Raw genomic sequence first — 26,079 nt, 5'->3', positions numbered from 1 at the left:
TAACCGCTAGCGATAAGCAAACTCATCAAGGATTAAAAAATGTCTCATGATCCGCAAACTGGCTCTTTGGTTAATCTGGGCTGGCTTAGAAAACAGCTAAACCTGCTGTTAATCGCGGTTAGTTTTTTTACTCGGATCCCAATTCCTGCTTGGGTTGAATTTGATAGCGATAAACTTAATAAAGCCAGCCGCTATTTTGGCGTGGTTGGAATTATTGTTGGCGCCGTTAGTGCGGTGGTGTTTTGGTTAACTCAGCTTATTTTACCCAACAGTGTGGCGGTGATCTTAGCGATTATCACAGGCGTATTAATAACTGGTGGCTTTCATGAAGATGGTTTAGCTGACACTGCCGACGGTTTTGGTGGTGGTTGGAAAGTCGCAGATAAACTGAAAATCATGAAAGACTCTCGCATTGGTACTTATGGCACCTTAGCGGTGGGATTAACCTTACTATTAAAGTGGCAACTATTGGTTGAAATTGCACTTTATAGTCCATTAAAAGCAGCAATTGCGCTGATTGTGGCACATCCTTTAAGTCGAGTGGTTGCCGCGAGCATGATTTTCTCTGAGCAATATGTCACTGAAGATGACGGCAGTAAATCTAAGCCTTTAGCTCAGCACCAACATATCAATGACTTATTGATCTTATGCTTGAGTGGCTTTGCTGTATTAGCTTGTTTAAATGGCCTTGTGGCATTTGTGTTGTTGCTGGCATTAGTTGCGGTTCGACAACTATTGATTTGGGGGTTCAACCGTCAAATTGGTGGTTATACAGGTGACACCTTAGGGGCTGCGCAACAAATTAGTGAACTGATGTGTTATTGCATCATTTTAACCATAGGTTTGAATTAATGATCCATCTTGTTTTAGGCGGGGCTCGTTCTGGTAAAAGCCGTTATGGCGAGTCACTTGCTCAGGAATATGCTGAGCAAGGTGATACTTGTGTTTATATCGCTACCGCAACCGCCTTAGATGACGAAATGCTGCAACGTATCGCAAGACACAAACAAGACCGTGCTGATGCAAATATGGATTGGGGATTAATCGAAACCCCTTTAGCACTGGCGTCCACTTTAGTTGATCAAAGCGGTGAAGGTAAGGTGATTTTGGTCGATTGCTTAACCTTATATTTAACCAATCATTTAATCGCGAGCGAAGAAACTCACCGTAATGGTGTTGATGATTTATGGCAGCAACAGAAAAAAGCGTTACTTGCATGCTTACCCAAGCTTAAAGGCAAAATCATTTTTATCAGTAACGAAGTGGGCTCAGGTATCGTGCCTTTAGGTGAGCTCACTCGTCGTTTTGCCGATGAAGCAGGTTGGCTTAATCAAGCCATCGCAGCCAAAGCTGATAAGGTGAGTTTAGTGGTCGCAGGCATTCCGTTATCGTTAAAAGGTTAATCTTTTACTCATCATTTGAACACTTCATTATTTCACTGATATAGATACAGAAACATTTTAAGGACGATTGGCATTAATGAGCAATCAAGATAGACCTGATGATATTAATAGTGAGCTTGACTCTGTGTTGGCATTTGCAGAGCAACATCATTATCAAGCAGGTACAGCCAAAACCTTGATGGTTCAGGGCACAACATCAGATGCGGGCAAAAGCACCTTAGTGGCAGGTTTGTGTCGACTATTTGCCAGAAAAGCAATCAAGGTTGCGCCATTTAAACCGCAAAATATGGCGCTCAATAGTGCAGTGACCAGCGATGGCGGTGAAATTGGCCGTGCCCAAGCCTTGCAAGCAGTTGGCTGTATGCTTGAACCTCATACTGACTTTAACCCTGTTTTATTAAAGCCAAGCTCAGATACTGGATCGCAAGTTATTATTCATGGCAAAGCGTTAACCACACTTGAGGCGCAAGCTTTTTTTGGACCAGAAAGCCGCAACTACAAGTCCGTTGCTATGAATGCAGTACTGCAATCTTTTGAGCGCTTAACTGCGCAATATGAAATGGTCATTGTTGAAGGCGCTGGCAGTCCTGCTGAGATAAACCTACGTGAAGGTGATATCGCCAATATGGGCTTTGCTGAAGCGGTAGATTGCCCTGTGATCATCATTGCTGACATTGATAAAGGCGGCGTGTTTGCACACCTTGTTGGTACACTTGCTTTATTGAGTTTATCGGAGCAGCAGCGAGTGAAAGGGTTTGTGATAAACCGTTTTCGAGGGGATATCAGTTTATTGCAGTCGGGCATCGACTGGCTTGAAAGCTATACCAATAAACCTGTATTAGGGGTGTTGCCTTACTTACATGATTTACACCTTGATGCTGAAGATGCGCTGGTGGACAGTCCGCAAACAGTAGCTCAAAGCGCAGAACAAAACTTAGACCAAACTAAGACAAAAAAACTAAAAGTATTAGTATTGGTATTTCCGCGTATCAGCAATCACACTGACTTTGACCCATTAAGGCTTAACCCTAATGTGGAGTTCAATTATGTCAGTATGCAAACTCAGGCCGCGAATGCCGCGTTCCCTCAAGCTGATGTCATTATTTTACCAGGCAGTAAAAATGTCAGGGCTGATTTAGCATTTATGCGCGAGCAAGGCTGGGATAGTGAACTGGGTCGACATCTTCGCTATGGCGGTAAAGTGATTGGTATTTGTGGCGGTTATCAAATGCTAGGCAAAGCCATACATGATCCTAACGGAATTGAAGATAACGCAGGTTCATCCCAAGGCTTAGGCTTGATTGATAGCGAAACATTGCTAACTGATGATAAGCGGCTTCAACAAGTGCAAGGGGTGATAACTCTCAACAATCAGCAAGCTCAAGTAGCAGGATATGAAATCCATTGTGGTGAAACACAACTTAATTGCCCTGAAACACTCTTATCTCAGCCTTTGGCGCTTCGTCATCAGGTCGTAAGTCGTGGTGACAATGTTGAACAAACGATTACTGAAAGTGACCAAGCCACTATTGAATTTGCCGAAGGGGTGATCACTGCCGACAATCAGATTCTAGGTACTTATGTTCACGGCCTATTTGATAGCCCACAAGCTTGCCAGTTAATATTGAGCTGGGCAGGTTTACAACATGTTGATGTCATCGATATTAATCAAATTAGAGAGCAACAACTTGAACGATTAGCCGATGTGCTTGAGGCGCATTTAGATATGGAAAAACTAACAGGAAGTCTTGCATGACACAGTCAAATCCAGTGAATGATACAAAAGCTGAGCGTCATAAAGCGCGCCAACAAAAAGTAAAAGAAGGCGTTGATGCGAAAATTGCAGCGGCTCAAGAAGAGAAAGGCATTTTATTGGTGCTGACAGGCAATGGTAAGGGGAAATCAACTTCAGGGTTTGGCGCAGTAACTCGCTGTGTAGGTCATGGCCAAAAAGCGGCGGTTGTGCAGTTTATCAAAGGCGGCTGGGAATGTGGTGAACGTAACCTACTTGAAAAAGTCGGCGTTGATTTTTATGTCATGGGTACAGGCTTTACTTGGGAAACTCAAGACCGAGAAAAGGACGTTGCAGCAGCAGAGTCAGCTTGGCAAGACGCTGAAAAGTTACTAAAAGATGAGTCACTTAACTTAGTGTTATTAGATGAGCTAACTTACATGGTGACTTATAAGTACATTGAGCTTGAACGTGTAATCGAAGCCCTTAAAAACCGTCCGCCAATGCAGCATGTCATTATTACTGGCCGTGCTTGTCATCGAGAAATAGTAGAGCTTGCTGATACTGTGAGTGAAGTTCAACCTATCAAACATGCATTCAATGATGGCGTGAAAGCGCAAATTGGGTTTGATTACTAATATAATGATTGCGCTTAGAGTTTGTGCTTAGAGCTTGTACTTAGAGTTTTTTTAAGCCTAATTAAGCTTTAGCCAATTTCTAGCAAAGGAATATTAGACTTCGAGTCAGCGATTTCAACGCTGACTCATTTTTGCTCCAAAACTTGTTTTATTATTTCGAAAAATCAAAGTCGTGGCGCTTAGCTCACGCCAGACCAAAGGGGCAAAACGCTTGCGCCCCTTTGGAAACCCTCAGCGCCCCAGACGAAAAATGCTGAAAAACGCATAATTTTCGATGGGGATAGATCCAGCTTTAAACTTCACTTGTAGCTTGCTTCGGCCATTGCCGAAAAGGCCTAACGCTTCCGATGGGCCATCCGTGGCCTAACAAAAGCTAACTTGGCATCCATGCCAAGCTCACGACCTTTTCTTGATGACCTCAATTCAAATTAAGTCTGTAAGATTTTTTTGTGTCTATTAGTGATGAATATAGTCAAATCGAAGAGACAATAATCCCAGTGTAGATGCAGCAGCGAGCTTCGAAAACAAGGCGAAGTTTCACAGTGTGAAATGTTTTGAGCGAGAGGCATGGATGCTGAACTGGTCGTTTAACATGGATGTTATTTGTTTTCGCAGAGCCCACATGGATGCTTACTTTTAAATCAAGAGCTTGCGTCTCGCAGTTGTATTTGCACATAAGGTCAATCTTTCACATCTGAACCATAGGGATATGGTAAATGTCAGTATGATGTATGGAACATCATTGACCATGTGATCGCGACATTCCGTTCATCCTGAACATTCCAGCGGCAGGCAATGGATTAAGTTGAAGTGTTGGCCTTCTGTAACAGTGCCAATATAAATGAGTTAGGAGGTTTGTGATCGTAACTCGTTTTTGCCCCATTGTGCGTTAACTAAGGGAGTTTAATCTTTTGAACATCGTTTGCTTCACCTTAGTTGTATTCATAGTATTATTTATGAATGAATACATGGAAAATTAAGCCTACATCAAATCTTCTCGCCCAATATGTTGAGTATATCTGGGGATTGCACGTCACAGAGCCGAGTCAACAGTCTGCTTTGCTGCTTCCCAATCCTTCTGCTAACGCCATTCTCTCTCCCTCGTTAGACAAGCATGTTTACCGAAAGAACGGGTTTAAACTAGATATTCAAGGTGGGTATTGGTTGTCTGCTTACACTGAGGCGCTGTATGTTGATGATGTTTACCCACGCCAACTGCTAGGCGTGAAGTTTTTTCCTGATGGTGCATTTGGCTTAGGATTGGTGCAAGCAGAGAAGTCTAGCCAGAAGATCATTCAATCTTTACCTTCTTGCTTTAGATGGTCAGATGAAATTGATATCAATTGTCCGAAAATAGCAGCTCAAGTTGTAGAGTCACAGTTACTCTCTCTCCCTCCAACTAGCGACAAGCGAGTATGGGAAAATGTTCGTAAGGCTCGTTTACACATCAACGAAGGAAAAAGCCTCGACTTGTTGCCAATGTCTAGACGAACACTTGAGCGGCAGTTTTCATTAGTGACAGGCTTATCGCTCAAACAATATGAACAAATGGTAAGAATGGATCGCCTTATATGGGCCATCTACCAAGAGCAAGCCGAGAGCATCGATTGGAGCGACCTTGCCTATAGATTTGGTTTTAGCGACCAGCCCCATCTTATACGTCAATTAAAGAAAGCGATTGGCGTTACTCCTAAACGGTATTTAATCGAAAAACATCTTTCTATTGATCTGTTTGGTGACTTCAATAATTGATCTTGTCGCATTTGTTCAATTTTCCCAAAACCACAAAGGGTAGATTAGTCTTGTTGTTACTAACAGGTCATAAAAAATGAAAATTAGACAGGCAAATTTGAGTGACACTCACTCTCTGAAAGAGCTATCCAAGCATGTAATTAGCGTGTGTTACACAGGTTTTATGGGTGAAGAAATGGTCAACGGCTATTTATCTAGTGGTGCTAGCGACGATGAAGTTGACAAGCACATTAGCAATACCTTTGTAGCTGTTGACGATAGCGAGGTTGTCATGGGATATGTTGTGGTTATTGATGACTTAGTCCATATCATGATGGTATCGCCTGAACAGCAACGAAAGGGTATCGGTGCAAGGTTGTTGTCGTTTGCTGAGAATAAAATCCATAATGACAACTTGAAGCCAACACTTGAAACCTTTGAAACCAACACTCAAGCGATGAACTTTTACCTCAAAAATGGATGGTCTATTTCTCGTAAAGAGTCTGATCCTGATTTTGGTTTTGTTCGAGTATTTTTTGATAAAGAAAACTAATTACTGCACATACAGTTAGAGTCCCTGTTCTAACTGGTTTCTGTCCAAACATAATCTAGATAAGAGCTCGCAAGCCACCTTTTATTCAGTTGATGCTAAGCTGAGTAGTCAGAATAAGTGACGGTTTTGTCGTTAAGGAGTGACAGATGAAAACAATGACCTGTAAACAACTTGGTGGTGCTTGCGACGAGGTGTTTAAGGCTGATACATTTGAAGAAATGGCGCAGTTAAGTAAACAGCATGGTATGGCGATGTTTCAGCAACAAGAGCCTGCTCATATGAAGGTGATGGCGGAGATGTCGCAGTTAATGCAAGAACCCGGAGCCATGCAAGCTTACATGGATAAAAAGCGTAAGCAGTTTGATGCGTTGCCCGATGACTAAAGACTTTTTAAACAATGATAAGGAAATCAGGATTCAATGAACCTCGTTTTACTCAGTGATACAGACTCACTTGCTTCTCAAGAGGCGATATCTTTCCTCGTTGATAATATGCCGTCTGATTTCAAAAAGCTGCCAGTGGTCTATATCGCTTCTGAGCCAGATGTTGAACGGCAGTACTTTTTACCCATTAAACAAATGTACCAAGACTTGGGCTTTGAGCAGATTGATTATGTTGAACTTGAGCAAGGGTTTAAATCTAATACTCAGAAACTATTGAAACAGAGTGGTCTAGTACATTTATCTGGTGGTGACACTTACCGCTTTTTATATTGGCTGAAACAGCGTGGTATAGATAAAACCCTGCGATGCCTTGCCGATGAAGGCAAGCCTATTATTGGTGTAAGTGCAGGCGCGATGATAATGACACCAAGCATTGATTCTGCAGTGTTGTGCGGCGATGAAAATAATGTGGGATTAATCGATACTCGAGGTTTGAACTTAGTCAGTTATTGCATAGTACCTCATGTGGCCAAACCTACAGTGACAGCCCCCGTAAAAGACATGGAAAAATTTGAACGGTTTCAGCTTCGCAGTGACCATGAACTGTTATTGTTGAGCGACAATGATGCTGTAACGGTACTAGGTAACAAGCAGCAGTTTTTTGGTGACCCCCAGTTATTGTAGGGCTAACTCTAATACCATGAGCTAATATCATGAGCTAATAGCGATAAACAAAAAACGGGGCATAATGCCCCGTTTAATTATGTAAAGATATTCGTATCAGAACTGATATCAGAACTGATATCAGAACTTATATCAGAACTTATATTAGAACTTATATTAGAACTTATATTAGAACTTATATTAGAACTTATATTAGAACTTATATTAGAACTTATATTAGAACTTTGGCGTGTATTCAAAAGCGGCCTGTGCTTTGCTATCAGTGAATACTTCAATCACTTGTTTCTTGTTGAACATTGAATTAACGATGTTGTTCGGAAAAGATTGAATGCACGAGTTAAAGTTAGCCACATTTTGGTTAAAAATACGCACAGCTGCACCGACATTTTCCTCTTGCTCGGTAATCTCACTCATAAACTTTGAAAACGATTCAGAGGCTTTAAGCTCTGGGTAAGCTTCTACAGCAACGTTAATGCCCTTAATCAAATCTTGTGAAGCTCTATCTACATCACTTTGCAGTTTGGTATCAATATTATTGTCTTGCAGTGCATTAATCCCTTGGCGCAGCGCAGTGATTTTAGGGAGCAAATCTTTCTCATAATCTTTGTGCTCTTGCAGGACTCTATCAAGCTCAGGAATAATTCGACTGCGCTGTCTTTCTTGGGTTAACACATCCGCCCAACCACGCTGAACTGCGTTGTGTTCTTTGACAATTGCGTTGTAAATCATGAATCCTGCAATAGCAGCGATGACAACGATTGCGAGTATAATATAAGACATTTCCATGGTGCTTCCTTGAGTGTGACTATCTGTAATTATCAGAGAATATAGTTAAAAAGCTAGCTTAATTTGTATGGCGAATAATTTGATTCACGAAGCCAAAAATGCTGTTTACGGTAAACAATGAGGTGTCATTGAGTAACTCTTCTTTAAACGCGGCTGGGTTGGTGATGTCGTGATCCATTGCTGGATTCAATAAATTAGTATTATGCTGATTGATCAATAAACTGCCATCGTGGGCAAATTCGATAGTCAGATTTTTAAGTTTATTACCCAGCTGTTCACACGCTATCACCACTGCAGGTTCAAGAAACTTTGCAGCATCAAACTGTGAGTTTGCTTGGACTCTAAAGTTTTTTTCGAACTCTCTAGATGCTGGCATAAAGCTCTGGGACCATTGTTTTGATAACCGCGACTCACTGATGACTAGATGGGTGGTTTTATTCAGCGGTGGCAGTATGACGCCCTGGCGGTAATAATGATCGTATACGGTACGAGTACGGGTACGTGTTCCACCTTTACCGTCTGACTCAGTATAGGTTTCGGTTCTTCTATCAACGTAATGGTGATACACCACGCTGGCACGAATTAACCCTGAGTCGGAATGAAAATCGATTTCTTTACCCCACTCAAGATCTTGAGAGTAATTACCACGTTTAAAGTCGACAAATTTATTTTCAGCATTATTTAAGAACTGTTGCTGACAATCGGTCATATTATAAAGGTGTTTGAGAGTTTCATCGCGAAGCAGCCGTGAGACTTTATCAACTTTTTTACGCCGCGTTAAAAACATGGCGATAGCGACCACTAGGCCAATGATACAGACGATGAACACACCAAAATCTATATCAGAGTATCTATAATAACGGCCTTGTTGCTCGAGATAGAGCCAGTAGCCAATTGCTGCAAATATGGCAGCTGCCATACCAATATATAAATTAGTATTGTTGTACCGTAATTGATTTGGGTAATCGATGGCTTTATCTAACGCTGACTTCACCACATCAATTGACTCTGAATGAGACACTTGTGACTTAAGCTGAGTGAGAAATTGGCTCAGGGCTTTATTATTTGCTGGTTTGTCGGTTGCGACGAGTTCAGGCTCTGGCGATTGAACTTGAGACATTTTTATCCTTGTCTACATCCTTACCTTAATGAGTAGTGATATTTTACAAGGCGAATAAAAAGTGTAAAGCATTGTTTTTAATGTATTTGAGATACAATATGAAACGAATAATACTTTAGGGTATTCAGCGAAAGAACGCTGTTCAAACATTTGAACTGTATTAAGGGAATTTTATGGCAAAGTTAGCGCGTTTTGATCATATCCATATTTATGTAAAAGACAGGAAGGCGGCTGAGGTTTGGTATCGTGAAGTGCTTGGGTTTAATGCTGTTGAATCATTAGCATTTTGGGCTGTAGGTAATGGTCCATTAGTAGTGAGTCATCAAGATTTGCATCTCGCATTATTTGAGTCTCAGGCCGACAAGCGAACGACGGTAGCATTTGGTGTTGATGCGACTAATTTCTTTTTATGGCAACAAAAGTTAACTGAGCACAGGGTAAGCTTTACCATGAGTGACCATGATATTACTTGGTCGATTTACTTTTGCGACCCCGATGGTAACCCTTTTGAGATCACCAGCCTTGATTATGATGCTATTAGTGAATTAGCGAAAAACAGAACAAAAAGCTAAGTAAAAAACTGAACAAAAAACTGAACAAAAAAGAGTACTATATGACCCCTGCGATTAATCTTGCCAAAAAGCATCGAATAGAACATGAAGTACTTGCTTACGAGCATGATGCTAATGCCGAGTCTTTTGGTGATGAGGCTGTGGCAAAACTGGGCTTACCTGCAGAGCAAGTTTTTAAAACATTAGTGGTTATGTTGGACACTAAAGAGCTGGTTGTCGCTGTGATACCTGTAAATAAAAAACTAAACCTTAAGCTGATGGCAAAAGCCGCTTCTGCGAAAAAGGCTGTTATGGCTGACAAGCTTTTAGTCGAAAAAACCACAGGTTATGTTTTGGGCGGCGTGAGTCCATTGGGTCAAAAGAAGCGTTTACGGACAATAATTGATACCTCTGCTAAAGTATTTGAGATTATTTATGTGAGTGCTGGGAAACGAGGCCTAGATATCGGCTTATCGCCATTAGAGCTTGGTTCACTGACTCAAGGTTGCTTTGCTGAGGTTGCTGTTTAATCGTCATATATGACGTTTATATTCTCACTAAAGGCAAGTGACCGCATAATGCGCTCAAGTTTGTCTGTTATATGGCTTACCTATCAAGCTTGATGACGATATAAGTATAATTATCTCACAATGCCCTCACGGCGGTATCTCATTGAGGCTAAACCCGATAAGATGCTTCTGAGCCTTCATTGGTGATTAAAATATAATGCGCCTTTTAGTTTCTCGCGCCGAACAATGTAAACCACATTAAAGCTGTATCTCAGGAATGAAAAATGAATCTAGATAAATCTAAGAAGAGAATTGCTAAGAAAGTGAAAGCTGGTTTTAAAGGCTACCCACTGATCAATATTATGTATCAAGGCTCAACAGCTGATATTGCAGAAGAAGTCGTGGTTGAGTTTGTATTGGAAGAGGGTGGAGAAGCTCAGCAACAAAAATTTAAAAGCACAGCGGATGCCCGCACTGATGAGGTGATTCAAACAACCTTGATTAAAGTGATTGATAGAGCTGATGCGAAAACCGTGACAGAGTCAGAATCTGTGATCGTTGTTTAGACTTGGTTTTCACCTGTTATATTGACGGGTTTGTCAGATAATGCTGACAAGTGTTAAGTATAAAAAAAGGCTTATCGCAAGATAAGCCTTTTTATTTAATCTATACATCAGTTTGACTTTCAAACACAGATTTCTGCACGAGTACGATTATTAGAACGTCTTAGAAAGCGTTCTATTAAGAAGCGATCTATTAAGAAACGTTCTATTAAGAAGCAATGTAATGAGTGCGTCTTCTACGACGTCTCATACGACCTTCTTTCTCTTCTTCACTTTCCTCTGCATTACCATCATTTGCTGAATCTGCAGATTGCTCAGTTTTTGCTTTAGCTGTTTCTTCGGTACTCGCCGCCAGTTGATCTACATCATCCGGCGTTTCGGACTTTTTTTCATTTCTCTTAGTGTCCCCCTTGAAGACGGACTTGATGATGCTAGTAACACCCGTTACGCCAGTTTCATCAGCTTGCTTGTCTTCAGAGATATCTTCAGAGAATTCAATTTTATCAATCTTTGGCTTAGGCTTTTTAGGCGCTACGGCCACAGGGTCAAGGCTTTTAGTCGCGCTGACTGTTTTCGTCGCTGTTAACTCTGCAACTGCGCTGTCTTCTTCAGCTGATTTAAGCATGCTTTCAGCAAGTGCTTTTTGGATCTGGTTGCTGATTTCTGACACGTTATCCGGCGAAATATTGCCACTTTCTGCTTTTGCAGCAGGAGCAGCTACAGGGGCAACCGTTGGCGCACTGATGCTATTTGTATTTTCAGCAACTTGCTTGGCAACACGTTGATTGAAGTCTGTTGTGACTTCATTCACTTCTGTTTTTGCAATTGATAACGCTGAAATTAACTCATCGAATGAGCCTTTGAAAGAGTTGTATTTGCTCTCAAAAGGATCAATGTTTGATTTAACTTCATCAGTTAAATTGATGGTGAGCTTTTTGTATTGATTAATTTCTTGTTCAAACTCAACCAGCACGTTTTTAGTCGTTGAGACGCTTTCTTCCATGCTAGCGACTTTAACTTGTAGTGCTTTTTCTTTAGCTGCAAATTCTTCAATTAATGCTTGAGGGATCAGCGCTGGCGGAACCATTGCAGGCACAATATGAGCGAACTCTTTAATGCAACTTACTGGTTTCCATTGCGTAAATGAAGGATGCCAACCGTAACAGTCGCCATCTTTTAATAGAAATTCCTTTGCTTCAACTTCGTTTAACGGCCCTGTTACTTGACCATTTTTCGAAAAATACCATTTTTTCATAGTCGTATTCTTTTTTATTTAGTTAACAACAATTGTTATATGCTACTCAGAGTATTTAGTTTTAACTCGGGTAAAACTTAATTAACCTACACCTGAAAGTGTTTTTTGCAGTGCAGCATATTGTTCATTAACGCTACGAAGCGTCGCTTCAACTTTTTCGTTCAATTCTTTTGTCGTTACTTTGTAACGGCTAGAATCTCGTCCGATATCTGACATTGAAGAATTAATTGTCTTTAGGGTGTTATCAATTCGACCTAACGCAGAATTGAGTTCACGCTCTTTAGCAGTAAAACGTTCGATTAACTGCTGTGGTATCTCCGCAGGAGGCGGTGGCGGAGATACATTGATGTCAAATTCTTCAACATGACTTACTGGTACCCACTGTGCATAAGACGGGTGCCAAGCATAGACATCGGGATTTGATGCAATAAATTTGTTGGAATCAGCTAAGCCCAAAGGTCCACTGATTTCACCATTATTTGAGAAATACCACTCTTTCATAGTCCACTCTTATCCTTAATAGTGTAGTAAGCTAATGTTTTTATTAATACAATCAACAGCTTTTAGTGATTTCAAAAATACAACGAAGGAAAACGTCAGCTCGCAGGGTTACTGTTTATAAAACCATATGTCATACGAACTGGTTACATTAACTCATATTGGTTAACATATCCACTTCGAAATAGGTAATTTTATAAGTTTTTACAGAGCCGTAGACTAGCCATTTTTTTGACTATTTAAATGATTGTTTCAAACGAGTGTTTCATTCGAAGTCAGCATTCACTTCGAATGTCATAGGCTGGTTGGTGTGAGGGTGGTGCAGTGATAAAAGTTGCGCGTGTAAATGTAAGCGCTTTTCTGTTTTACCATACAAATCATCACCTAAAATTGGCATATGTAATCCATCGTGATGTGCACAGTGAACTCTTAATTGATGAGTTCGCCCTGTTTTTGGGTAAAGGTGTATTAAACTATTGCCATTTTTTACTGCAACTTTCTGCCAAAAAGTCTCTGCATGTTTACCGTATTCATAGCATACAAGCTGCTTAGGTCTATCATCTAGATCTACCCTAAGAGGTAAGCTGATAGTGCCACTCTCAGAACTCAGTTCACCGTCTATTTTGGCTATATAGCGCTTGGTAACAGTTCGATTGATAAACTGCTGTACTAGATGTTTATTCACTTCTTTTGAAAGTGCTATCACCATTAACCCTGATGTCGACATATCTAATCTATGTACAATTAACGGTCCTGTCGCATTAGGGAATTTTTGCTTCATGCGGCTGAATACTGAGTCGGTAATGTTTTTTCCTGGCACGGATAAAAACTCTGCAGGTTTATTAACGATAACGATGTAATCGTCTTGATAAACAATAGGTAACTCGACTCCTTCTGCTGGATTAGTCAGTAAAGGGTTTTCATCTACCTTCATGCCATCAAGCATATGGCCTAAAATAGGGCGGCACTTACCGTGACAGGCAGGGTAGAAATTTTGATGTTGTTTTATCTCTGATTTTGGCGATTCGCCCCACCAAAATTCAGCCATAACAACTGGAGTTAACTCATTTTTAAATGCGTACTGCAGTAACTTAGGTGCTGCGCATTCGCCTGCTGCTGCAGGAGGTTGATGATTAGGCGCATCATGGAAAATATCACTAAGATCTCGAGATTCACCTTTGATATTTAAAAAGTTGTACTGGGCAAATAGCTTTTGTTGCAGCGCATTAGAAAGCTGTTTTCTGGCTTGCTTAACTTCATCTATTTGGTCGGTAATGCTATCAAGTCGCTGCTGAGCTTGTTCAACCTGAGCATCCCAGTCTCGTTTTAATGCGTTTAACTGATGCTTGTCTTCAACGCTTTGTCTACTCATCTCAATAGAGACGGCTTTTTGCTCGGACTCCGATAAATCCGCTAAGTTATTACGCTTGGCTTTACGGTTTTTTCTGTTCTCAATCATTTGCTGGCGATGCTCGGCAATAGCTTGTTCGGCTGCTTGGGTAATCGCATTCAAATTTTGTTCGTATTCAGTGAGTCTAGGGTCTGATTCAAGTTGTTTCAGTTGATGACTTAACTGATTTATTTGCTCATATTCTGATTTGAAAAAGCTGTCTTTACTGAGCATGTCAAACACCGGCGGTACAAAGTGTGGCAGGATGTTTTGGTCGGCAATTTTACCTGAGAAAGCCGCTAAATATCCTAATTCACCCTGTACATTTTTTACCACTAATACCCCAAACATTTTGCCTATGGGTTTAAGTTTTTGTGCTTGCTGGCAAGGATTGGTTTTATCTTCTAAACCAAAGTTATGCTGCCAGTCAGTTTGTTGCAGCAGATGCTGCTGCAGTTGCTCTGCGGCAATAACGGCTAAAGGGTGAGGCTGATAATAAAATGGGAAAGTAAAATTTTCAGGTAAGCTTATGTCTGCAATCGACTCATTGAATTGATTAAAAAGGGGATCGAATTGTGACATGAAGGAAAGCCTTAAACGTTTAGCTGAAATCGGAACTGAAAATACACATTGGCGTTAATTTAAAATGCTTACTGAAAGTGATTCATGAGTAAGCAAACTTATTAGGTATCGACTTTGTTTTCATCATAAATATTTGCTGGCTAAGTTTACCTTGATTGCTGATAAAAGCCATGTGCTTGAATTAAAAAAGCTGAGCGAACTCAGCTTATGTTGAATAGCTTTATTTACCGATTACTCATGATTTACCGATTAATCATTATTTACTAGTTACTTTGGACGGTAAAGTACACAAATTTTGTTACCAGCAGGGTCACGTAAATAGCCTAAAAATAATGGTCCCATTGGTGACTCGCGGTATCCCGGTAACTCTTCACAAGTGACTCCACCATTAGCAAGTCCTGCGGCATGCCAAGCCAAAGCTTGCTCTTCACTTGATGCTGCAAAACCTACTGTAGTGCCGTTACCATGACTTGATTCTTCACCATTAATTGGCTTTGTTAATGCAAACACGCCAGTGTCGGTCATATAAAAGCAGCGACCTTTAGGGTCGATATTGCCTGGAGCATGTCCTAAAGCGGCTAAGGTGGCATCGTAAAAGGTTTTTGATGTATCGATGTCATTCGCACCAATCATAATGTGGCTGAACATAGCTAACTCTCCTTGAGTGTATTTATATCTGAATCATTTAGCGCTTATTCAGATAAGTATGTGATCCGTTAAGTTGATATATCGCTTTAGTAAGACAGCGACTGATAGGTTTTTATTACATTTATGTCTCTGCTATTTTTCTGCGCTAGTTAATGCATGTTGCTTGAGCAGCGAAATAGTGTGGGTTAATAACTGCTTATCGCCCATGCTTCCATGTCCCGGAAGCACTTGTTTACTGTGAGCGAATTGGCTTTGTAAATTAGCGATTGATTGAGGCCAAGCGTTTAAATCTGCTTCACCGTAATAACCTAGGCTTTTGCTCCCTAAGCTTTTGACTAAGCAGCCACCATAAAGCAATTTGGATTGCGGAAACCAGACGACAAGGTTATCTACTGTATGGCCGGCACCGACAAAATGGACTTCGATTTTCGATTCAACAAAGTCAAATTGGCTCTCTTTAAAGCTATGACTTGTGGTGGGTTTACCTGCTTGTTGCAATAACTTGTTGGTATGGTCTGATGCGTAAGTCGCTACGCCAATGCGGTTTAAATAATCGACGCCAGCAGTGCGATCATCATGGGAGTGGGTCGATACGCTTGCAACGAGTTTATAGCCTTGGCTTGATATCCATTCGGCTAATTTTATCGTGTCAGCCTCACTCCATGGGGTATCAACTAGGTATGCATTTTTGCCATCGATTAAAATAAGACCGTTAGATCCAACAAAGCCATATTGCTGAGTTTGCATAAATGATTCATGCACAAACAAGGTTTCTGATAAAGGAGTAATGGTTAATTCTCCTTTAACTGGCTGTTCCTGTGTTTGGATTAACTTTGAATCTGAACTTGAATCAGAAGCCGCTTGAGCAGGCATAAAAGAAGCGACTGTCGCGATGCTAATACAAAATAACTTAGCTAATAACTGGGTAGGCTTATTATTGAAAAATGTCGACATTTAAGAGTCTCGAATGATTAATCGCTGCTGAATATGAGTATTCGTATTAGCTTGTTTAAATGAAACTCTATACTGCCATAACTTAGGAGGATATAAACAATTACTGATATTCATACAGATTAATAATTGTTGATATAGAAAAGGTTGCACCTTTATTGATGGCTTAAAAATAGCTTTTTAACATCGACCTTGGCTTTAATTCGCGAGGCTAACAGGTATATTCCAGCCAGTTTACGATGAACAAAAATGGCATCGGTTGGAGGTGTATGCCATTCGTCAGGTTTGGTGCTCATTGATTTGGCGGCATCGGTAATACGTTTGGCGAGGTTACTACTGGCAAAGTCGTATTCAGCTTCACTTCGAAGCGGTTCACAAGCTTGGTAGAAAATATCGACAATTAACTGTTGCTGTTCAATAGTGATGTCTTTTTGAAAGAAACCAATCTCTGATGCTGCTTGGGTCATCAAGGCTTTATCGCTAGTCATCGCACCTTGCATCAGTTTGCGGTAGCCCGCCGAAAGTTGCTCAGAAATCTGACGAGTGGCACCGAAGTCCAATAATACAATTTTGTCACTACTGGCTTGGTACATAAAATTGGCAAAGTTGGGATCGGTTTGTACCAATTTAAATTCGAACAGTTCATCAAGAAACAGTGCTAACAAGTTTGTGGCAATATTGTCTCGGGTTTGTTGGTCAAGGCGAGCCACATTTTCAATTGCCTCTCCTTCAATAAATTCCATCACTAAAATACTGTCGGTGCTAAGGGATTCATATACTTTAGGTACGATAAACCTTTCGTCGTCAGCGACCCACTGTTGATATTGCTTTAAAAGATTGGCTTCGTACTCATAATCGGCTTCATGGTGAAGCTGGGCTTTTGCCTCGGTGAGTAACTTATCAAACTGGACATGATCAGGGACTAATTGAGCCACTTTTAATAATGTGGCAACGTTATCAATATCACTATCAATACTGTCTTTAATACCTGGGTATTGGATTTTAACCGCGAGCTTTTCGCCAGAATCTAAATAAGCAAGATGAACTTGGCCAATGGATGCCGCGGCAAATGGACGTAGCTCAAACTGCGCAAAAGGCGTTAGCCAGTCGTTTCCCCATTGATGTTTGAGTATCTCGACTAATTGTTTGTGAGGCATGGCTTTAGCGTCATCACGCAGCCTTGCCATGATTTCACTTAATTCTGCGGGTAATAGATCTCCAGTATCCATTGATATCATCTGGCCGACTTTCATTGCTGCGCCGCGAAGTTGGGCGAGCTTTTCAGCCACTTGGGAGATATTTCTAGGAGTAAGCACTAACTCTTGAAGTTTAGGTGATTGACCTTTACTCAGCTGTTTAGCGCCTTCGACCAGTACATTGCCAGCCAAACGAGAGGCGAGGCCACCGATTTTACTCAGCCTCGATAAGCGACTACTTGGAACTTTGGCAATGTCTTTAGTCATATTGAAAACTCATTTAATGAAGGAAGTCAGGTACTGCTGAAGGATAGTTCGCCATCAATCTGCTTCAATAATACGGTCTATTAAGAATACGTGTTTAATCAAATTTAGATCAATCAGTTAATTGAACATTATAAATATATCTGTCGATGTAGCCTTGTGTTGGAGTGATAGGTCGATAGGCATAAAAAAGGACAACAAAGTCAGCCTTTGTTGTCCTTAGTCATTATTGAGTTCTGCTTAAGGCTAGAATTCAATCGTATCTTGCCAGCCTAACAGTACGCTTTGTAGACCATGTTTTTGCTCATAACGTTCAAGCTTTTCAGGGCTCGCATCATCAAGAGCCAGTTCGCGATATTTCTTGGCGAACTTAAGGGTACGCAATAGCTCTTGATAAAAATGCTTACCTAAATCTTCACGAATGGTGTCAGCAAGTGTTGCTGGCAAATGGCTCAATGCGCGTTCAGTATGAATGGTTATCGCATCAATGCTGAACCACTTTTCATTAAGCTCAATTTTGCGTAAGCGCTTTTTCATGTCTTCACGCACTCTAGCGTCGTCAAACATGATGCGATACAACACTGCCTCTGCTAATACACTTTCAAGCCCAAGACTAAATAATGGATCGAGTTCGACTTTAGCGTAAAAGGTTTCAAGCAAGACTTTAGTGGCTTCTTGATTGTGGTGATCTTTTAGCGCTGTTTGATAATCTTGCCAACCTAGCCAAATTTCGCTGTCCGGTGGCGTTGAGATTTTTTCTAACAGTAGCTGGTTAATATCACCATAAAGCGAGTTTTCATTGCCGTGCATATGCTTGCTGACAATGGTCAACATGTTCCAGCCTTTCTGGAAACACTTAAGCACACCATCTGGTGTTTGCAATAAAGCAACTGAGCCTGCTGGCTCCTCACCTGTGAGTGCCACCAGTCCTAAACTCACTACGCCAATAACATCGTGAGCAGCATGCTCAAGCAAATGCATTTTGTGTTTGTTATAAAACTTATCAGCTAGCTTTAAACTCATTAAAATCGCTTTGGATTTTATCTGAGCGACATGTTCGTCGGTTAATAGTTCTTCTGTGCGTCCATATTCAAGTACACGACTAAAATATGGACCTTGGTTATTATCACGTAATGCTAATTGCATTAAGTCGATTCCTTAATCAAGAAAAGTAAACATGTCATCGACTTCAGCATATTCATCAGCCACTTCGTTTTTCTCTTTAGCTTGCAGTACAAGCTCGTTAACGAATTTACCAATGATTTGCTCCCAGCCAGAACTTTCATTACGCAGCAAATTCTTAATCGATGAAGCCACATCAGGTGTCAGTTGCTTAATTAACGCGTATAAACTGCGTGGGTCATCCATAGCTAAACTGTGAGATTCTTCATCGGCTTGCCAGTTACTATAACCCACTGTTTCGCCATCATCTTCGTCATCGAAACTTTCGTAGATGGTGTTACCATCTTGCTCGCCTGAAGGGGCTAGAATGAGTTCAATAAACGGAATTGATAGGTAAAATAAGCCCGCTGGATCTTCAGCGATACACTCTAAAATAGCCGCCTGCTTTTCTTCGGTTCCTTGAATACGAATAAGGTAAGTTAGGAACTCAAAAGTATGATGCATTAACTCATCAGCATTGGTTTTGATTTGCTCTTCCCAATACAGAGGTTGCTGGCAGACGATGTCACGGATTTGCTCTGGTGACATCAATTCAGACATGATTGATGGACATGAAATATCGTGATGACTGTTAATTTGCGTCAGGGTCACAATATCCATATGTTCAATGACATCAACGAGTTGATCGTCAGACATGGTATTAGCAATAATTTCGAAGCGCTTACTGGCTTGTTGCGGCTCTACATCTGCAAGATCTTTTATCTCTGCAGCGGTGAGTTCAATAAGGTTGTTCATTATCGCTCCTCGTCATCATATTGATCGTAATAGCCTTCTTCATCACTTTCGTCATAGTCTCCATCATCATTGTATGGATCATAGCCGTCATCACTGGCATCAGAGTCAGAAGCATTGAATGATTTACTTGGCGCCACCACGTTATCTTGCGTGTTGAGCAAGTAAACGACCGCGCAGCTTTCGATGAGTAATTCTTCAGAGTACTTACGTACAGCAAGCACTAAAGGGACATCATCATTATTAAATTGAATCGTAACTTTAAACTCATCCCACGACGGCAAGGTCGCAGTATCAATCCATGTTGCCCACTTGGTTTTAGCGGCATCTGAAAAGCGAACTCGATTGAATAGTGCCACTGGCAAATATTCTGGCACTGCTGCCAACATCGAAGGATCGGCTAACAAAATCGCTTTCATTGAGTCAGTAAATTTGGCTAATGCTTCAGGGCTATCTGGGTCGTTATACGACTCGATATTGTCATAGGCATTATTTTTTAACTCATTAATACGTGAGATATTAAGTGGTTTGCTCATGGGTTTCTCAAGAATAAAATTGATCCCACAGTTCGGTCATTGCCGCTGTAGGATTGGTTACGATGACATTATTAAAATCTTTAATAAACGCAGTTCTTAACTTTTTATCAGACAAAACATCGTAGGCATCTTTAACCCGTTGCAGCTGCTGAGCTGCGAGATGTTTTTCTTCTTCTGAAGCATTAATCAGTTTATCGGGGTGAAACTTATTTGATAAACGTTTATAGGCTTTTTTTATTTCGTCTTCTTTGGCACTGGCTTTAACACCGAGGACTGTGAAGTGGTTAATCATATTTTTACCTATGGCATATGAACTTGGATAGACTGCTGCTAATCCATTAAATTATGATTATTTGGTTGTAAATAATAACAGAAATACAATCATTTCCATAAAACTATCAACTAGTTTAGCTTATTACCAAATTCAGATGTTCAAATTGAATAAAAATAATACAAATTTAATAATCTGATTGTCCACTTTGGCTGACACTTGCTTTTATTGAATGGGATTTCTCAGCGCTAAAACCCAAAAAAGAGCACTTAAGGTGCTCTTTAGTTTTAGGTTCCAGCTCAATATTACTCAAGTATCATTTGCGAAAGATATCAGCTTTTGTCCTTTTCGATTAACGCTAAAATCACCGGCACTATTTGATTAACTTAAGCAGTGATTTGAATCGCTCGCCAGTGGCTTGATGCTGTAATTCAAACAAACAGGATTCGGTATTGGTGGTTCGGGCGCCAAGCTGTGTCATCATCTCTATACCAAGTTGTTTATTTTCTTTGGTGCGTGATGATACGGCGTCGGCAACAAGATGAACGTTATAGCGGTTAGCAAGTAAGTCTTGGCAAGTTTGATAGACACAAACATGGGTTTCAATGCCTGCAAGGATAATATCGGTGCGATTGAGCCTAGCCAGCTGTTGTTGGAATTCAGAGCTCTGCCAAGCACTAAAATATGATTTGGGAATAACCTGCGTAGTTTTACTGAGTAGGGCTGCTAATTCCTCACTGGTTCCGCCGAGTTTATCGGGCAGCTGCTCAACCCATAAAATTGGAATATCAAACAATTGCGCACCTTGGATTAAAATGCCGAGTTGTTTATGTAATTCAGGAGATTGCTGCATCACTTGAGCAAGCTTACCTTGGACATCAATGATCACCAACACGGACTGTTGAGTCGTTAACATAGGGATTCCTTTACTGCTAGAAGTAAGTCGTTAATGAGTAAACGATACTTTTGCAGGAATGACTATTGTCTAAAAGTCGAACAAGATATGATTTATGACGGGTTAATTGTGCCAATAGTGTCTATTTTGCTGTGCAGTAACTTAATCAGACCCACAAGCTGACTCGTAACCAGATTGATAGCTATAAGCTGATAAGGAAGAGTGATGAATAAACGGATTGTTATTTGTGCTGACGGTACTTGGAATCGCCCCGAGGAAGATATTAATCAAGATCAGGCGACCAATGTACTTAGGCTTGCCAGAGCCATTAGTCCTGTTGCGCAAGATGGCAAACCTCAACAAGTATTTTATGACTGGGGAGTAGGCTCTTACTACGACAATATCATTGGTGGATCGACAGGAAGAGGTTTGCATAAAAACATTCTTGATGGCTATCGCTACATTGTGCAGAACTACCAAGCAGGTGATGAGATTTACTTATTTGGCTTTAGCCGTGGTTCATACACTATGCGCAGCCTTTGTGGCTTGATAAACAATTGCGGCATTGTAAAGCGCCCAGACGCCAAGCTTATTCAACAAGCCTTTGAACATTATAAAACCCAAGCGAAAGCTTATGCTCCTGAAGGTGAAAAATCACTGGCTTTTAGGCAACAGCATTCTCATCCTTCACGGGAAATTGAATTTGTAGGTGTATGGGATACCGTTGGCGCTATGGGGATCCCCAGCTCATTTTTAGGTTTATTTGAAGATAAAGATGAGTTCTATGACACTAAAATTGGTAGTAATGTCAAAGTCGCTCGTCATGCTTTAGGGATTGATGAGCATCGTCAGGATTTTGAACCCACCATTTGGCAACCAAGAGACACGATGGATATGAAGCAAGTTTGGTTTGCTGGTGCTCACAGTAATATTGGTGGTAGCTATCTACCTGACAAACAAGGATTAATGCTGTCAGATAATGCCTTACTCTGGATGCTGGAAGAGGCTCAAGCTCATCAGTTATCAGTTGAGTCGCATTTAATTAATCAGGTTTCACCTGTGCCTATGGCTAAACTACATAATTCTCGTCGTAATTTCTATCGAGTTAAACGTAAGCTATATAGAGACATGGCACCGATGGGCGAGCCAATGCTTATTCATCAATCTGTTAAACAGCGTTGGGGTAATGATGTAGATTATCGTCCTAAAAACCTTCAAGCTTTAATCGATAAGTTTGGTTGGCCAACTGAACTAGTGTTATAACTCGCTAAATTAATTATAATAAATTTATATTGATATGCTTACTAAGGCGCTATTTATTAAAGGTAATACATTGACTCACTCAGTAAACCGAAGCTTTATATTTGCAAGCTTATTTGCTTTGCTACTTTCATCCTCTTGCTTTCAAGCACTTGCTGAACCTGTCACTCCTGCAAAGCGAGTCATTGCTTTATCGCCTCATGCCGTTGAGATGCTCTATGCCATTGGTGCAGGCGAAACCATTGTTGCCACCACAGATCATGCTGACTTTCCTGAACAAGCTAAAACTATCCCAAGTATTGGCGGCTATTATGGTATTCAGATGGAGCGGGTTATTGAGTTAAACCCTGATCTGATTGTGGTGTGGCAAAGCGGTAATAAAATGGAAGATATTAGCCAGCTAACTCAGTTGGGATTTAAGGTTTTTAATAGCGATCCAAAAAGTTTAGATGATGTGGCCAAAGAGCTTGAGCAATTAGGCGAGCTAACAGGTCACGAACAACAAGCTGAGCAAGTTGCTAACGATTATCGCCAGCAATTAGACAGTATTCGCAGTCAGAACCAACAAAAGTCTGCAGTAAAAGTTTTTTATCAATTGTGGTCTACACCATTAATGACGGTTTCTAAAGGCAGTTGGATTGAGCATATCATCAGCGCTTGCCATGGTGATAATGTGTTTATTGATGCAGCAAGTGAATACCCACAAATCAGTGTTGAAAATGTCTTACTAACTGGGGCAGAAGTGATATTGCAGAGCCAAGACGAAGGTAATGTTATTGGTGTTGATTGGTCGAAATGGCCAGAGTTACCAGCGGTTAAGAATAATCATATTTATCAGCTTAATGCTGATTTGCTACACAGAGCTTCGCCAAGAGCAATATTAGGTGTACAAGCTTTGTGTGAGTCGCTAGATAAAGTTAGATCTACACAGTAACTGTCTCGGAGTAACTATCTCGGAGTAACTATCTCGGAGTATCTGTCTCGGAGTAACAGACTCGCAGTAAAAGCTTCGCAGTAACAGTAGCAGCGTACATATTTTTATCTCCACACCAATCAAAGTGTCCATTCGGACACTTTTTTATTGTTCGGACACTTTTTTATTGTTCGGACACTTTTCTTTTTTACGGACACATCTAAGCAGTGTCCGCGGACACATTCGCTTATCCTAATAAATGCAGCCTTTGCCTATCTGTTTGATATTAATGCTTTTGTTATTGTTGGCATAGCCTGTGCTATATCAAGTGAACAATATCGAAATAGCACACTAGGTTTTCTGAAGCGGTCACTATTTGTCAACGACCACATCAGTAAATAAAAGGCGCTGTAAAAAAAGCCCCTAGTGAGTGTCAAGGAACTGAGATGATTAAAGATACCAGCGGACAAGATACGGTCATTAAAGCAAGCGCTTCTCAAAAGCTACGTATGCCAATCATTATTGGCACAATCGGTGTGTTAATGAGTGCGTTAGTGTGGGCAAGCATTGGTCATGATTCTTCTATTCGTTCCATCGAAGGTAAAGACCTACGTTTAGCCACAATCACTCGAGGCACTTTAGTACGTGATATCGCCACGACAGGTAAAATTGTGGCAGCCAATGCGCCCATTTTATACAGCACTGAACAAGGTGTGGTGACGTTACTTAGCCAACCGGGTGATGAAGTCGAACAAGACCAAGTAGTTGCCCAAATCGATAGTCCTAAATTACGCAGTAGCTTTCAACAAGAGCAATCAGTCTTTGCCGCAATGGAAAGTGATTTAGAGCGCGCCAAGTTAGATGCACGCCGTGAACAATTACGAGTGAGTCAAGTACTGGATATGGCCAAGGTTGATTTAGAAGCTGCTGATAGAGAAAGCCGTCGTGGCGATCAATTGATTCAAAATAGCCTCATTAGCCGCATCGATTATGAAAAAAGCAAAGACGATTTACACAAAGCCAAGCTGTTGCACAAACATGCTATTCAAGAAGTGGAATTGATGCGCGATACCTTAACATTCGAACTAAAAAACCGTGCTCTAGAAGTCGATAGACAAGCATTGGTTGTCACCGAGTTAGCTCGTCAAATTGCTGCATTAGATGTTAAGGCGCCAGTAAAAGGGATTATTGGTAATTGGTTAGTGGAACAAAAAGCCCGTATCGGAGCTAGTCAGCCAATACTTACCGTTGTGGATTTAAGCGCCTTTGAAGCTGAGCTTGCAGTGCCTGAATCTTATGCTGATGACTTAGGTATAGGCATGGATGTAGAGCTCAGTTTTGGCAGCCTTAAAGTGATGGGGCATTTATCTTCTATTTCACCAGAAGTAAGAAACCGTGAAGTAACAGCACGAGTGCGTTTTAACGCTGAAACCAGTTTATCGCTTCGTCAGAATCAACGTTTATCAGCACGAGTATTACTCGAAAACCGCCCGAATGTATTAATGGTAAAACGCGGTGACTTTTTAAATCGTGGCGGCTCTACAGCATTTGTCATGAACGATGATATGGCCGTTAAAACTCCTGTGACACTTGGCGCTAGGAGCATGAGTCAAGTCGAAGTCGTTGACGGCGGTAAAGAAGGCGATGTGTGGGTGGTTTCAGGCACTGAAGCGTTTAAAAACGATGAACAAATTCAAATTAGATAAACAAATTAAACCGATTGGATTGCGACAATAAGTAAGGACACCAAAATGAAATTATCTCAAACCAAACCGATGACAGGCTTTTTTGCATTGATGCTATTGAGCTTAGCGGTGAGTTACCGAATTGACGAAAGCTTTAACTGGTTGTCATTTAGCTTTCAAATTATTGACCTAACAGATCAACTCGCAGATCAGGTTAGTTATGGCTTAAGTAGCGATATGGTGCAGGTGTTATTTGAATTAGATTTTGCCACCGCACTGCAAATTGTTGTTCAGTTTTAGATTAGTAACCACATTGAATCTTGGCTGTTATTAGCCAATTTATAGAATAAATAATGATAACTAGCGTTAGAGTATTAGCTAGTTAAACAAGGAATGAACACATGTTATCAATGAAAAATATTAGCAAAGTATTTAAAACGGATTTAGTAGAAACTCATGCGCTACGTGATTTTAACCTTGAAGTTGAAGAGGGTGAATTTGTAGCTGTAACTGGACCGTCAGGTTCAGGTAAAACGACCTTTTTGAACATTGCCGGCTTACTTGAAGGCTTTACCTCAGGTGAGTTTAGTCTTGATGGGGTGAATGTTTCAAACCTTAGTGATAACCATAGCGCGAAAGTTAGAAATGAAAAAATAGGTTTCATTTTTCAGGGATTTAATCTTATTCCAGATTTGAATCTTGCTGAGAATGTTGAAGTGCCATTACGTTATCGCGGCTTTAATCGAGCAGAGCGTAATCGCCGTGTGGAGTCAGCATTAGAGCAGGTAGGTTTAGCTGCAAGGATGAAGCATTTACCGTCACAATTATCAGGTGGTCAACAGCAGCGCGTTGCAATTGCTAGAGCCTTAGCAGGTGAGCCGCGCTTTTTATTAGCCGATGAGCCTACAGGTAACTTAGACAGTTTAATGGCGCGCCAAGTCATGGAGTTATTAGAGAACATTAACCAGAAGGGAACCACCATCATCATGGTAACCCATGATGCTGAACTTGCCCGTCGTGCTCAACGCAATATTCAAATCGTTGATGGTCAAGTGTGTGACTTTTCGATGTACCAGAAGGCTGACCAATCGATCGTATCTGACTTAACACAAGCAGCTGATTTACAGAAAGTTGCCGGCAGCAACGGATAACCCAAGTAGGAGATAAG

Annotated in this window: 29 protein-coding genes; 16 read left to right on the top strand and 13 right to left on the bottom strand. The window is 40.9% G+C overall.

The features are described from left to right. The first annotated feature begins 39 nt into the window (after positions 1 to 39). The 8 genes from AC0L4E_RS14660 (at position 40) to AC0L4E_RS14625 (ending at position 7,124) form a co-directional block, all read left to right on the top strand. Entirely contained in the window at positions 40 to 852 is an 813-nt protein-coding gene (locus tag AC0L4E_RS14660; RefSeq protein ID WP_473679789.1) for an adenosylcobinamide-GDP ribazoletransferase, read from the top strand. After that, positions 852 to 1,403, top strand: a complete 552-nt coding sequence (gene cobU, locus AC0L4E_RS14655) for a bifunctional adenosylcobinamide kinase/adenosylcobinamide-phosphate guanylyltransferase (protein ID WP_473679788.1) — start codon at positions 852 to 854, stop codon at positions 1,401 to 1,403. Before AC0L4E_RS14660 ends, cobU begins: the two co-directional genes overlap by 1 nt. Positions 1,404 to 1,581: 178 nt before the next feature. Further along, on the top strand, positions 1,582 to 3,159 hold the full coding sequence (locus AC0L4E_RS14650) for a cobyric acid synthase (RefSeq protein ID WP_473681678.1): 1,578 nt from the start codon (positions 1,582 to 1,584) through the stop codon (positions 3,157 to 3,159). Next, positions 3,156 to 3,773, top strand: a complete 618-nt coding sequence (cobO, locus tag AC0L4E_RS14645; RefSeq protein WP_473679787.1) for a cob(I)yrinic acid a,c-diamide adenosyltransferase — start codon at positions 3,156 to 3,158, stop codon at positions 3,771 to 3,773. The genes AC0L4E_RS14650 and cobO overlap by 4 nt, the downstream gene beginning before the upstream one ends. 1,026 nt (positions 3,774 to 4,799) lie before the next feature. Further along, a complete protein-coding gene (locus tag AC0L4E_RS14640; RefSeq protein WP_473679786.1) occupies positions 4,800 to 5,525 on the top strand; it encodes a helix-turn-helix domain-containing protein in 726 nt (241 codons plus the stop codon). A 76-nt stretch (positions 5,526 to 5,601) separates the two neighbouring features. Beyond that, positions 5,602 to 6,057 carry a GNAT family N-acetyltransferase gene (locus AC0L4E_RS14635; RefSeq protein WP_473679785.1) on the top strand — a complete coding sequence of 152 codons (456 nt, stop codon included), beginning with the start codon at positions 5,602 to 5,604 and terminating at the stop codon, positions 6,055 to 6,057. 146 nt (positions 6,058 to 6,203) lie between these two features. Next, positions 6,204 to 6,440: a hypothetical protein gene (locus AC0L4E_RS14630; protein WP_473679784.1), complete on the top strand. Its 237-nt coding sequence runs from the start codon at positions 6,204 to 6,206 to the stop codon at positions 6,438 to 6,440. A gap of 36 nt (positions 6,441 to 6,476) precedes the next feature. After that, complete coding sequence (locus AC0L4E_RS14625; RefSeq protein ID WP_473679783.1) at positions 6,477 to 7,124, top strand: Type 1 glutamine amidotransferase-like domain-containing protein; 648 nt, start codon at positions 6,477 to 6,479, stop codon at positions 7,122 to 7,124. 216 nt (positions 7,125 to 7,340) lie between these two features. Here AC0L4E_RS14625 and AC0L4E_RS14620 read toward each other — a convergent pair whose 3' ends face one another. Together AC0L4E_RS14620 and AC0L4E_RS14615 are read right to left on the bottom strand one after the other, a co-directional pair. Further along, on the bottom strand, positions 7,341 to 7,910 hold the full coding sequence (locus AC0L4E_RS14620) for a LemA family protein (protein ID WP_473679782.1): 570 nt from the start codon (positions 7,908 to 7,910) through the stop codon (positions 7,341 to 7,343). A 58-nt stretch (positions 7,911 to 7,968) separates the two neighbouring features. Next, positions 7,969 to 9,030, bottom strand: coding sequence for a hypothetical protein (locus AC0L4E_RS14615; protein ID WP_473679781.1), 1,062 nt, complete (start codon positions 9,028 to 9,030; stop codon positions 7,969 to 7,971). 173 nt (positions 9,031 to 9,203) lie between these two features. Between AC0L4E_RS14615 and AC0L4E_RS14610 the strand changes: the two genes are divergently transcribed. The 3 genes from AC0L4E_RS14610 (at position 9,204) to AC0L4E_RS14600 (ending at position 10,656) form a co-directional block, all read left to right on the top strand. Then, positions 9,204 to 9,602, top strand: coding sequence for a VOC family protein (locus AC0L4E_RS14610; protein WP_473679780.1), 399 nt, complete (start codon positions 9,204 to 9,206; stop codon positions 9,600 to 9,602). Between the two features lie 41 nt (positions 9,603 to 9,643). Continuing rightward, complete coding sequence (gene ybaK / locus AC0L4E_RS14605) at positions 9,644 to 10,111, top strand: Cys-tRNA(Pro) deacylase (protein ID WP_473679779.1); 468 nt, start codon at positions 9,644 to 9,646, stop codon at positions 10,109 to 10,111. 263 nt (positions 10,112 to 10,374) lie between these two features. Further along, on the top strand, positions 10,375 to 10,656 hold the full coding sequence (locus tag AC0L4E_RS14600) for a hypothetical protein (RefSeq protein WP_473679778.1): 282 nt from the start codon (positions 10,375 to 10,377) through the stop codon (positions 10,654 to 10,656). 205 nt (positions 10,657 to 10,861) lie between these two features. Here AC0L4E_RS14600 and AC0L4E_RS14595 read toward each other — a convergent pair whose 3' ends face one another. The 11 genes from AC0L4E_RS14595 to AC0L4E_RS14545 all read right to left on the bottom strand — a co-directional run bounded on the left by AC0L4E_RS14595 (position 10,862) and on the right by AC0L4E_RS14545 (position 21,074). Further along, positions 10,862 to 11,908, bottom strand: coding sequence for a DUF4339 domain-containing protein (locus tag AC0L4E_RS14595; RefSeq protein WP_473679777.1), 1,047 nt, complete (start codon positions 11,906 to 11,908; stop codon positions 10,862 to 10,864). An 81-nt stretch (positions 11,909 to 11,989) separates the two neighbouring features. Beyond that, on the bottom strand, positions 11,990 to 12,409 hold the full coding sequence (locus tag AC0L4E_RS14590) for a GYF domain-containing protein (protein ID WP_473679776.1): 420 nt from the start codon (positions 12,407 to 12,409) through the stop codon (positions 11,990 to 11,992). Positions 12,410 to 12,671: 262 nt separating this feature from the next. Continuing rightward, positions 12,672 to 14,378: an RluA family pseudouridine synthase gene (locus AC0L4E_RS14585; RefSeq protein WP_473679775.1), complete on the bottom strand. Its 1,707-nt coding sequence runs from the start codon at positions 14,376 to 14,378 to the stop codon at positions 12,672 to 12,674. Positions 14,379 to 14,645: 267 nt separating this feature from the next. Beyond that, positions 14,646 to 15,026 (bottom strand): VOC family protein, encoded by a 381-nt coding sequence (locus AC0L4E_RS14580; protein WP_473679774.1) that lies wholly within the window; start codon positions 15,024 to 15,026, stop codon positions 14,646 to 14,648. A gap of 132 nt (positions 15,027 to 15,158) precedes the next feature. After that, positions 15,159 to 15,980 (bottom strand): subclass B1 metallo-beta-lactamase, encoded by an 822-nt coding sequence (bla, locus tag AC0L4E_RS14575; protein WP_473679773.1) that lies wholly within the window; start codon positions 15,978 to 15,980, stop codon positions 15,159 to 15,161. A 152-nt stretch (positions 15,981 to 16,132) separates the two neighbouring features. Continuing rightward, on the bottom strand, positions 16,133 to 17,440 hold the full coding sequence (locus AC0L4E_RS14570; RefSeq protein WP_473679772.1) for an ABC1 kinase family protein: 1,308 nt from the start codon (positions 17,438 to 17,440) through the stop codon (positions 16,133 to 16,135). A gap of 243 nt (positions 17,441 to 17,683) precedes the next feature. Next, positions 17,684 to 18,583 carry a cold adaptation protein AtcC gene (atcC, locus tag AC0L4E_RS14565; RefSeq protein ID WP_473679771.1) on the bottom strand — a complete coding sequence of 300 codons (900 nt, stop codon included), beginning with the start codon at positions 18,581 to 18,583 and terminating at the stop codon, positions 17,684 to 17,686. Positions 18,584 to 18,595: 12 nt separating this feature from the next. Beyond that, the gene (gene atcB, locus AC0L4E_RS14560) at positions 18,596 to 19,354 is read right to left on the bottom strand and encodes a cold adaptation protein AtcB (protein ID WP_473679770.1); all 759 of its coding nucleotides are present in this window, start codon (positions 19,352 to 19,354) and stop codon (positions 18,596 to 18,598) included. Continuing rightward, entirely contained in the window at positions 19,354 to 19,887 is a 534-nt protein-coding gene (gene atcA, locus AC0L4E_RS14555) for a cold adaptation protein AtcA (protein WP_473679769.1), read from the bottom strand. The genes atcB and atcA overlap by 1 nt, the downstream gene beginning before the upstream one ends. Positions 19,888 to 19,894: 7 nt before the next feature. Beyond that, the gene (atcJ, locus tag AC0L4E_RS14550; RefSeq protein ID WP_220751824.1) at positions 19,895 to 20,179 is read right to left on the bottom strand and encodes a cold adaptation protein ActJcold adaptation protein ActJ; all 285 of its coding nucleotides are present in this window, start codon (positions 20,177 to 20,179) and stop codon (positions 19,895 to 19,897) included. 352 nt (positions 20,180 to 20,531) lie between these two features. Further along, positions 20,532 to 21,074, bottom strand: a complete 543-nt coding sequence (locus AC0L4E_RS14545) for a hydrolase (protein WP_473679768.1) — start codon at positions 21,072 to 21,074, stop codon at positions 20,532 to 20,534. 204 nt (positions 21,075 to 21,278) lie between these two features. Between AC0L4E_RS14545 and AC0L4E_RS14540 the strand changes: the two genes are divergently transcribed. The 5 genes from AC0L4E_RS14540 to AC0L4E_RS14520 all read left to right on the top strand — a co-directional run bounded on the left by AC0L4E_RS14540 (position 21,279) and on the right by AC0L4E_RS14520 (position 26,062). After that, positions 21,279 to 22,316 carry a DUF2235 domain-containing protein gene (locus tag AC0L4E_RS14540; protein WP_473679767.1) on the top strand — a complete coding sequence of 346 codons (1,038 nt, stop codon included), beginning with the start codon at positions 21,279 to 21,281 and terminating at the stop codon, positions 22,314 to 22,316. Between the two features lie 118 nt (positions 22,317 to 22,434). After that, positions 22,435 to 23,247 carry a cobalamin-binding protein gene (locus AC0L4E_RS14535; protein WP_473681676.1) on the top strand — a complete coding sequence of 271 codons (813 nt, stop codon included), beginning with the start codon at positions 22,435 to 22,437 and terminating at the stop codon, positions 23,245 to 23,247. 425 nt (positions 23,248 to 23,672) lie between these two features. After that, on the top strand, positions 23,673 to 24,932 hold the full coding sequence (locus tag AC0L4E_RS14530) for an efflux RND transporter periplasmic adaptor subunit (RefSeq protein WP_473679766.1): 1,260 nt from the start codon (positions 23,673 to 23,675) through the stop codon (positions 24,930 to 24,932). Positions 24,933 to 24,977: 45 nt separating this feature from the next. Continuing rightward, a complete protein-coding gene (locus AC0L4E_RS14525; protein ID WP_473679765.1) occupies positions 24,978 to 25,211 on the top strand; it encodes a hypothetical protein in 234 nt (77 codons plus the stop codon). 101 nt (positions 25,212 to 25,312) lie between these two features. After that, complete coding sequence (locus AC0L4E_RS14520; RefSeq protein ID WP_473679764.1) at positions 25,313 to 26,062, top strand: ABC transporter ATP-binding protein; 750 nt, start codon at positions 25,313 to 25,315, stop codon at positions 26,060 to 26,062. The last annotated feature ends 17 nt before the right edge of the window (positions 26,063 to 26,079 follow it).

It is taken from the genome of Shewanella sp. GJ50-10 (genome assembly GCF_055808815.1).
Note: the sequence above shows the minus strand (reverse complement) of the source record. Positions and strands in the feature narration are given on the sequence as shown.

Excerpts from the sequence above, each read along its gene's own strand:
- AC0L4E_RS14660 (WP_473679789.1), top strand. The coding sequence starts at position 40 with ATGTCTCATGATCCGCAAACTGGCTCTTTGGTTAATCTGGGCTGGCTT.
- cobU (WP_473679788.1), top strand. The coding sequence starts at position 852 with ATGATCCATCTTGTTTTAGGCGGGGCTCGTTCTGGTAAAAGCCGTTAT.
- AC0L4E_RS14650 (WP_473681678.1), top strand. The coding sequence starts at position 1,582 with ATGGTTCAGGGCACAACATCAGATGCGGGCAAAAGCACCTTAGTGGCA.
- cobO (WP_473679787.1), top strand. The coding sequence starts at position 3,156 with ATGACACAGTCAAATCCAGTGAATGATACAAAAGCTGAGCGTCATAAA.
- AC0L4E_RS14635 (WP_473679785.1), top strand. The coding sequence starts at position 5,602 with ATGAAAATTAGACAGGCAAATTTGAGTGACACTCACTCTCTGAAAGAG.
- AC0L4E_RS14630 (WP_473679784.1), top strand. The coding sequence starts at position 6,204 with ATGAAAACAATGACCTGTAAACAACTTGGTGGTGCTTGCGACGAGGTG.
- AC0L4E_RS14625 (WP_473679783.1), top strand. The coding sequence starts at position 6,477 with ATGAACCTCGTTTTACTCAGTGATACAGACTCACTTGCTTCTCAAGAG.
- AC0L4E_RS14620 (WP_473679782.1), bottom strand. The coding sequence starts at position 7,910 with ATGGAAATGTCTTATATTATACTCGCAATCGTTGTCATCGCTGCTATT.
- AC0L4E_RS14615 (WP_473679781.1), bottom strand. The coding sequence starts at position 9,030 with ATGTCTCAAGTTCAATCGCCAGAGCCTGAACTCGTCGCAACCGACAAA.
- AC0L4E_RS14610 (WP_473679780.1), top strand. The coding sequence starts at position 9,204 with ATGGCAAAGTTAGCGCGTTTTGATCATATCCATATTTATGTAAAAGAC.
- ybaK (WP_473679779.1), top strand. The coding sequence starts at position 9,644 with ATGACCCCTGCGATTAATCTTGCCAAAAAGCATCGAATAGAACATGAA.
- AC0L4E_RS14600 (WP_473679778.1), top strand. The coding sequence starts at position 10,375 with ATGAATCTAGATAAATCTAAGAAGAGAATTGCTAAGAAAGTGAAAGCT.
- AC0L4E_RS14595 (WP_473679777.1), bottom strand. The coding sequence starts at position 11,908 with ATGAAAAAATGGTATTTTTCGAAAAATGGTCAAGTAACAGGGCCGTTA.
- AC0L4E_RS14590 (WP_473679776.1), bottom strand. The coding sequence starts at position 12,409 with ATGAAAGAGTGGTATTTCTCAAATAATGGTGAAATCAGTGGACCTTTG.
- AC0L4E_RS14585 (WP_473679775.1), bottom strand. The coding sequence starts at position 14,378 with ATGTCACAATTCGATCCCCTTTTTAATCAATTCAATGAGTCGATTGCA.
- AC0L4E_RS14580 (WP_473679774.1), bottom strand. The coding sequence starts at position 15,026 with ATGTTCAGCCACATTATGATTGGTGCGAATGACATCGATACATCAAAA.
- bla (WP_473679773.1), bottom strand. The coding sequence starts at position 15,980 with ATGTCGACATTTTTCAATAATAAGCCTACCCAGTTATTAGCTAAGTTA.
- AC0L4E_RS14570 (WP_473679772.1), bottom strand. The coding sequence starts at position 17,440 with ATGACTAAAGACATTGCCAAAGTTCCAAGTAGTCGCTTATCGAGGCTG.
- atcC (WP_473679771.1), bottom strand. The coding sequence starts at position 18,583 with ATGCAATTAGCATTACGTGATAATAACCAAGGTCCATATTTTAGTCGT.
- atcB (WP_473679770.1), bottom strand. The coding sequence starts at position 19,354 with ATGAACAACCTTATTGAACTCACCGCTGCAGAGATAAAAGATCTTGCA.
- atcA (WP_473679769.1), bottom strand. The coding sequence starts at position 19,887 with ATGAGCAAACCACTTAATATCTCACGTATTAATGAGTTAAAAAATAAT.
- atcJ (WP_220751824.1), bottom strand. The coding sequence starts at position 20,179 with ATGATTAACCACTTCACAGTCCTCGGTGTTAAAGCCAGTGCCAAAGAA.
- AC0L4E_RS14545 (WP_473679768.1), bottom strand. The coding sequence starts at position 21,074 with ATGTTAACGACTCAACAGTCCGTGTTGGTGATCATTGATGTCCAAGGT.
- AC0L4E_RS14540 (WP_473679767.1), top strand. The coding sequence starts at position 21,279 with ATGAATAAACGGATTGTTATTTGTGCTGACGGTACTTGGAATCGCCCC.
- AC0L4E_RS14530 (WP_473679766.1), top strand. The coding sequence starts at position 23,673 with ATGATTAAAGATACCAGCGGACAAGATACGGTCATTAAAGCAAGCGCT.
- AC0L4E_RS14525 (WP_473679765.1), top strand. The coding sequence starts at position 24,978 with ATGAAATTATCTCAAACCAAACCGATGACAGGCTTTTTTGCATTGATG.
- AC0L4E_RS14520 (WP_473679764.1), top strand. The coding sequence starts at position 25,313 with ATGTTATCAATGAAAAATATTAGCAAAGTATTTAAAACGGATTTAGTA.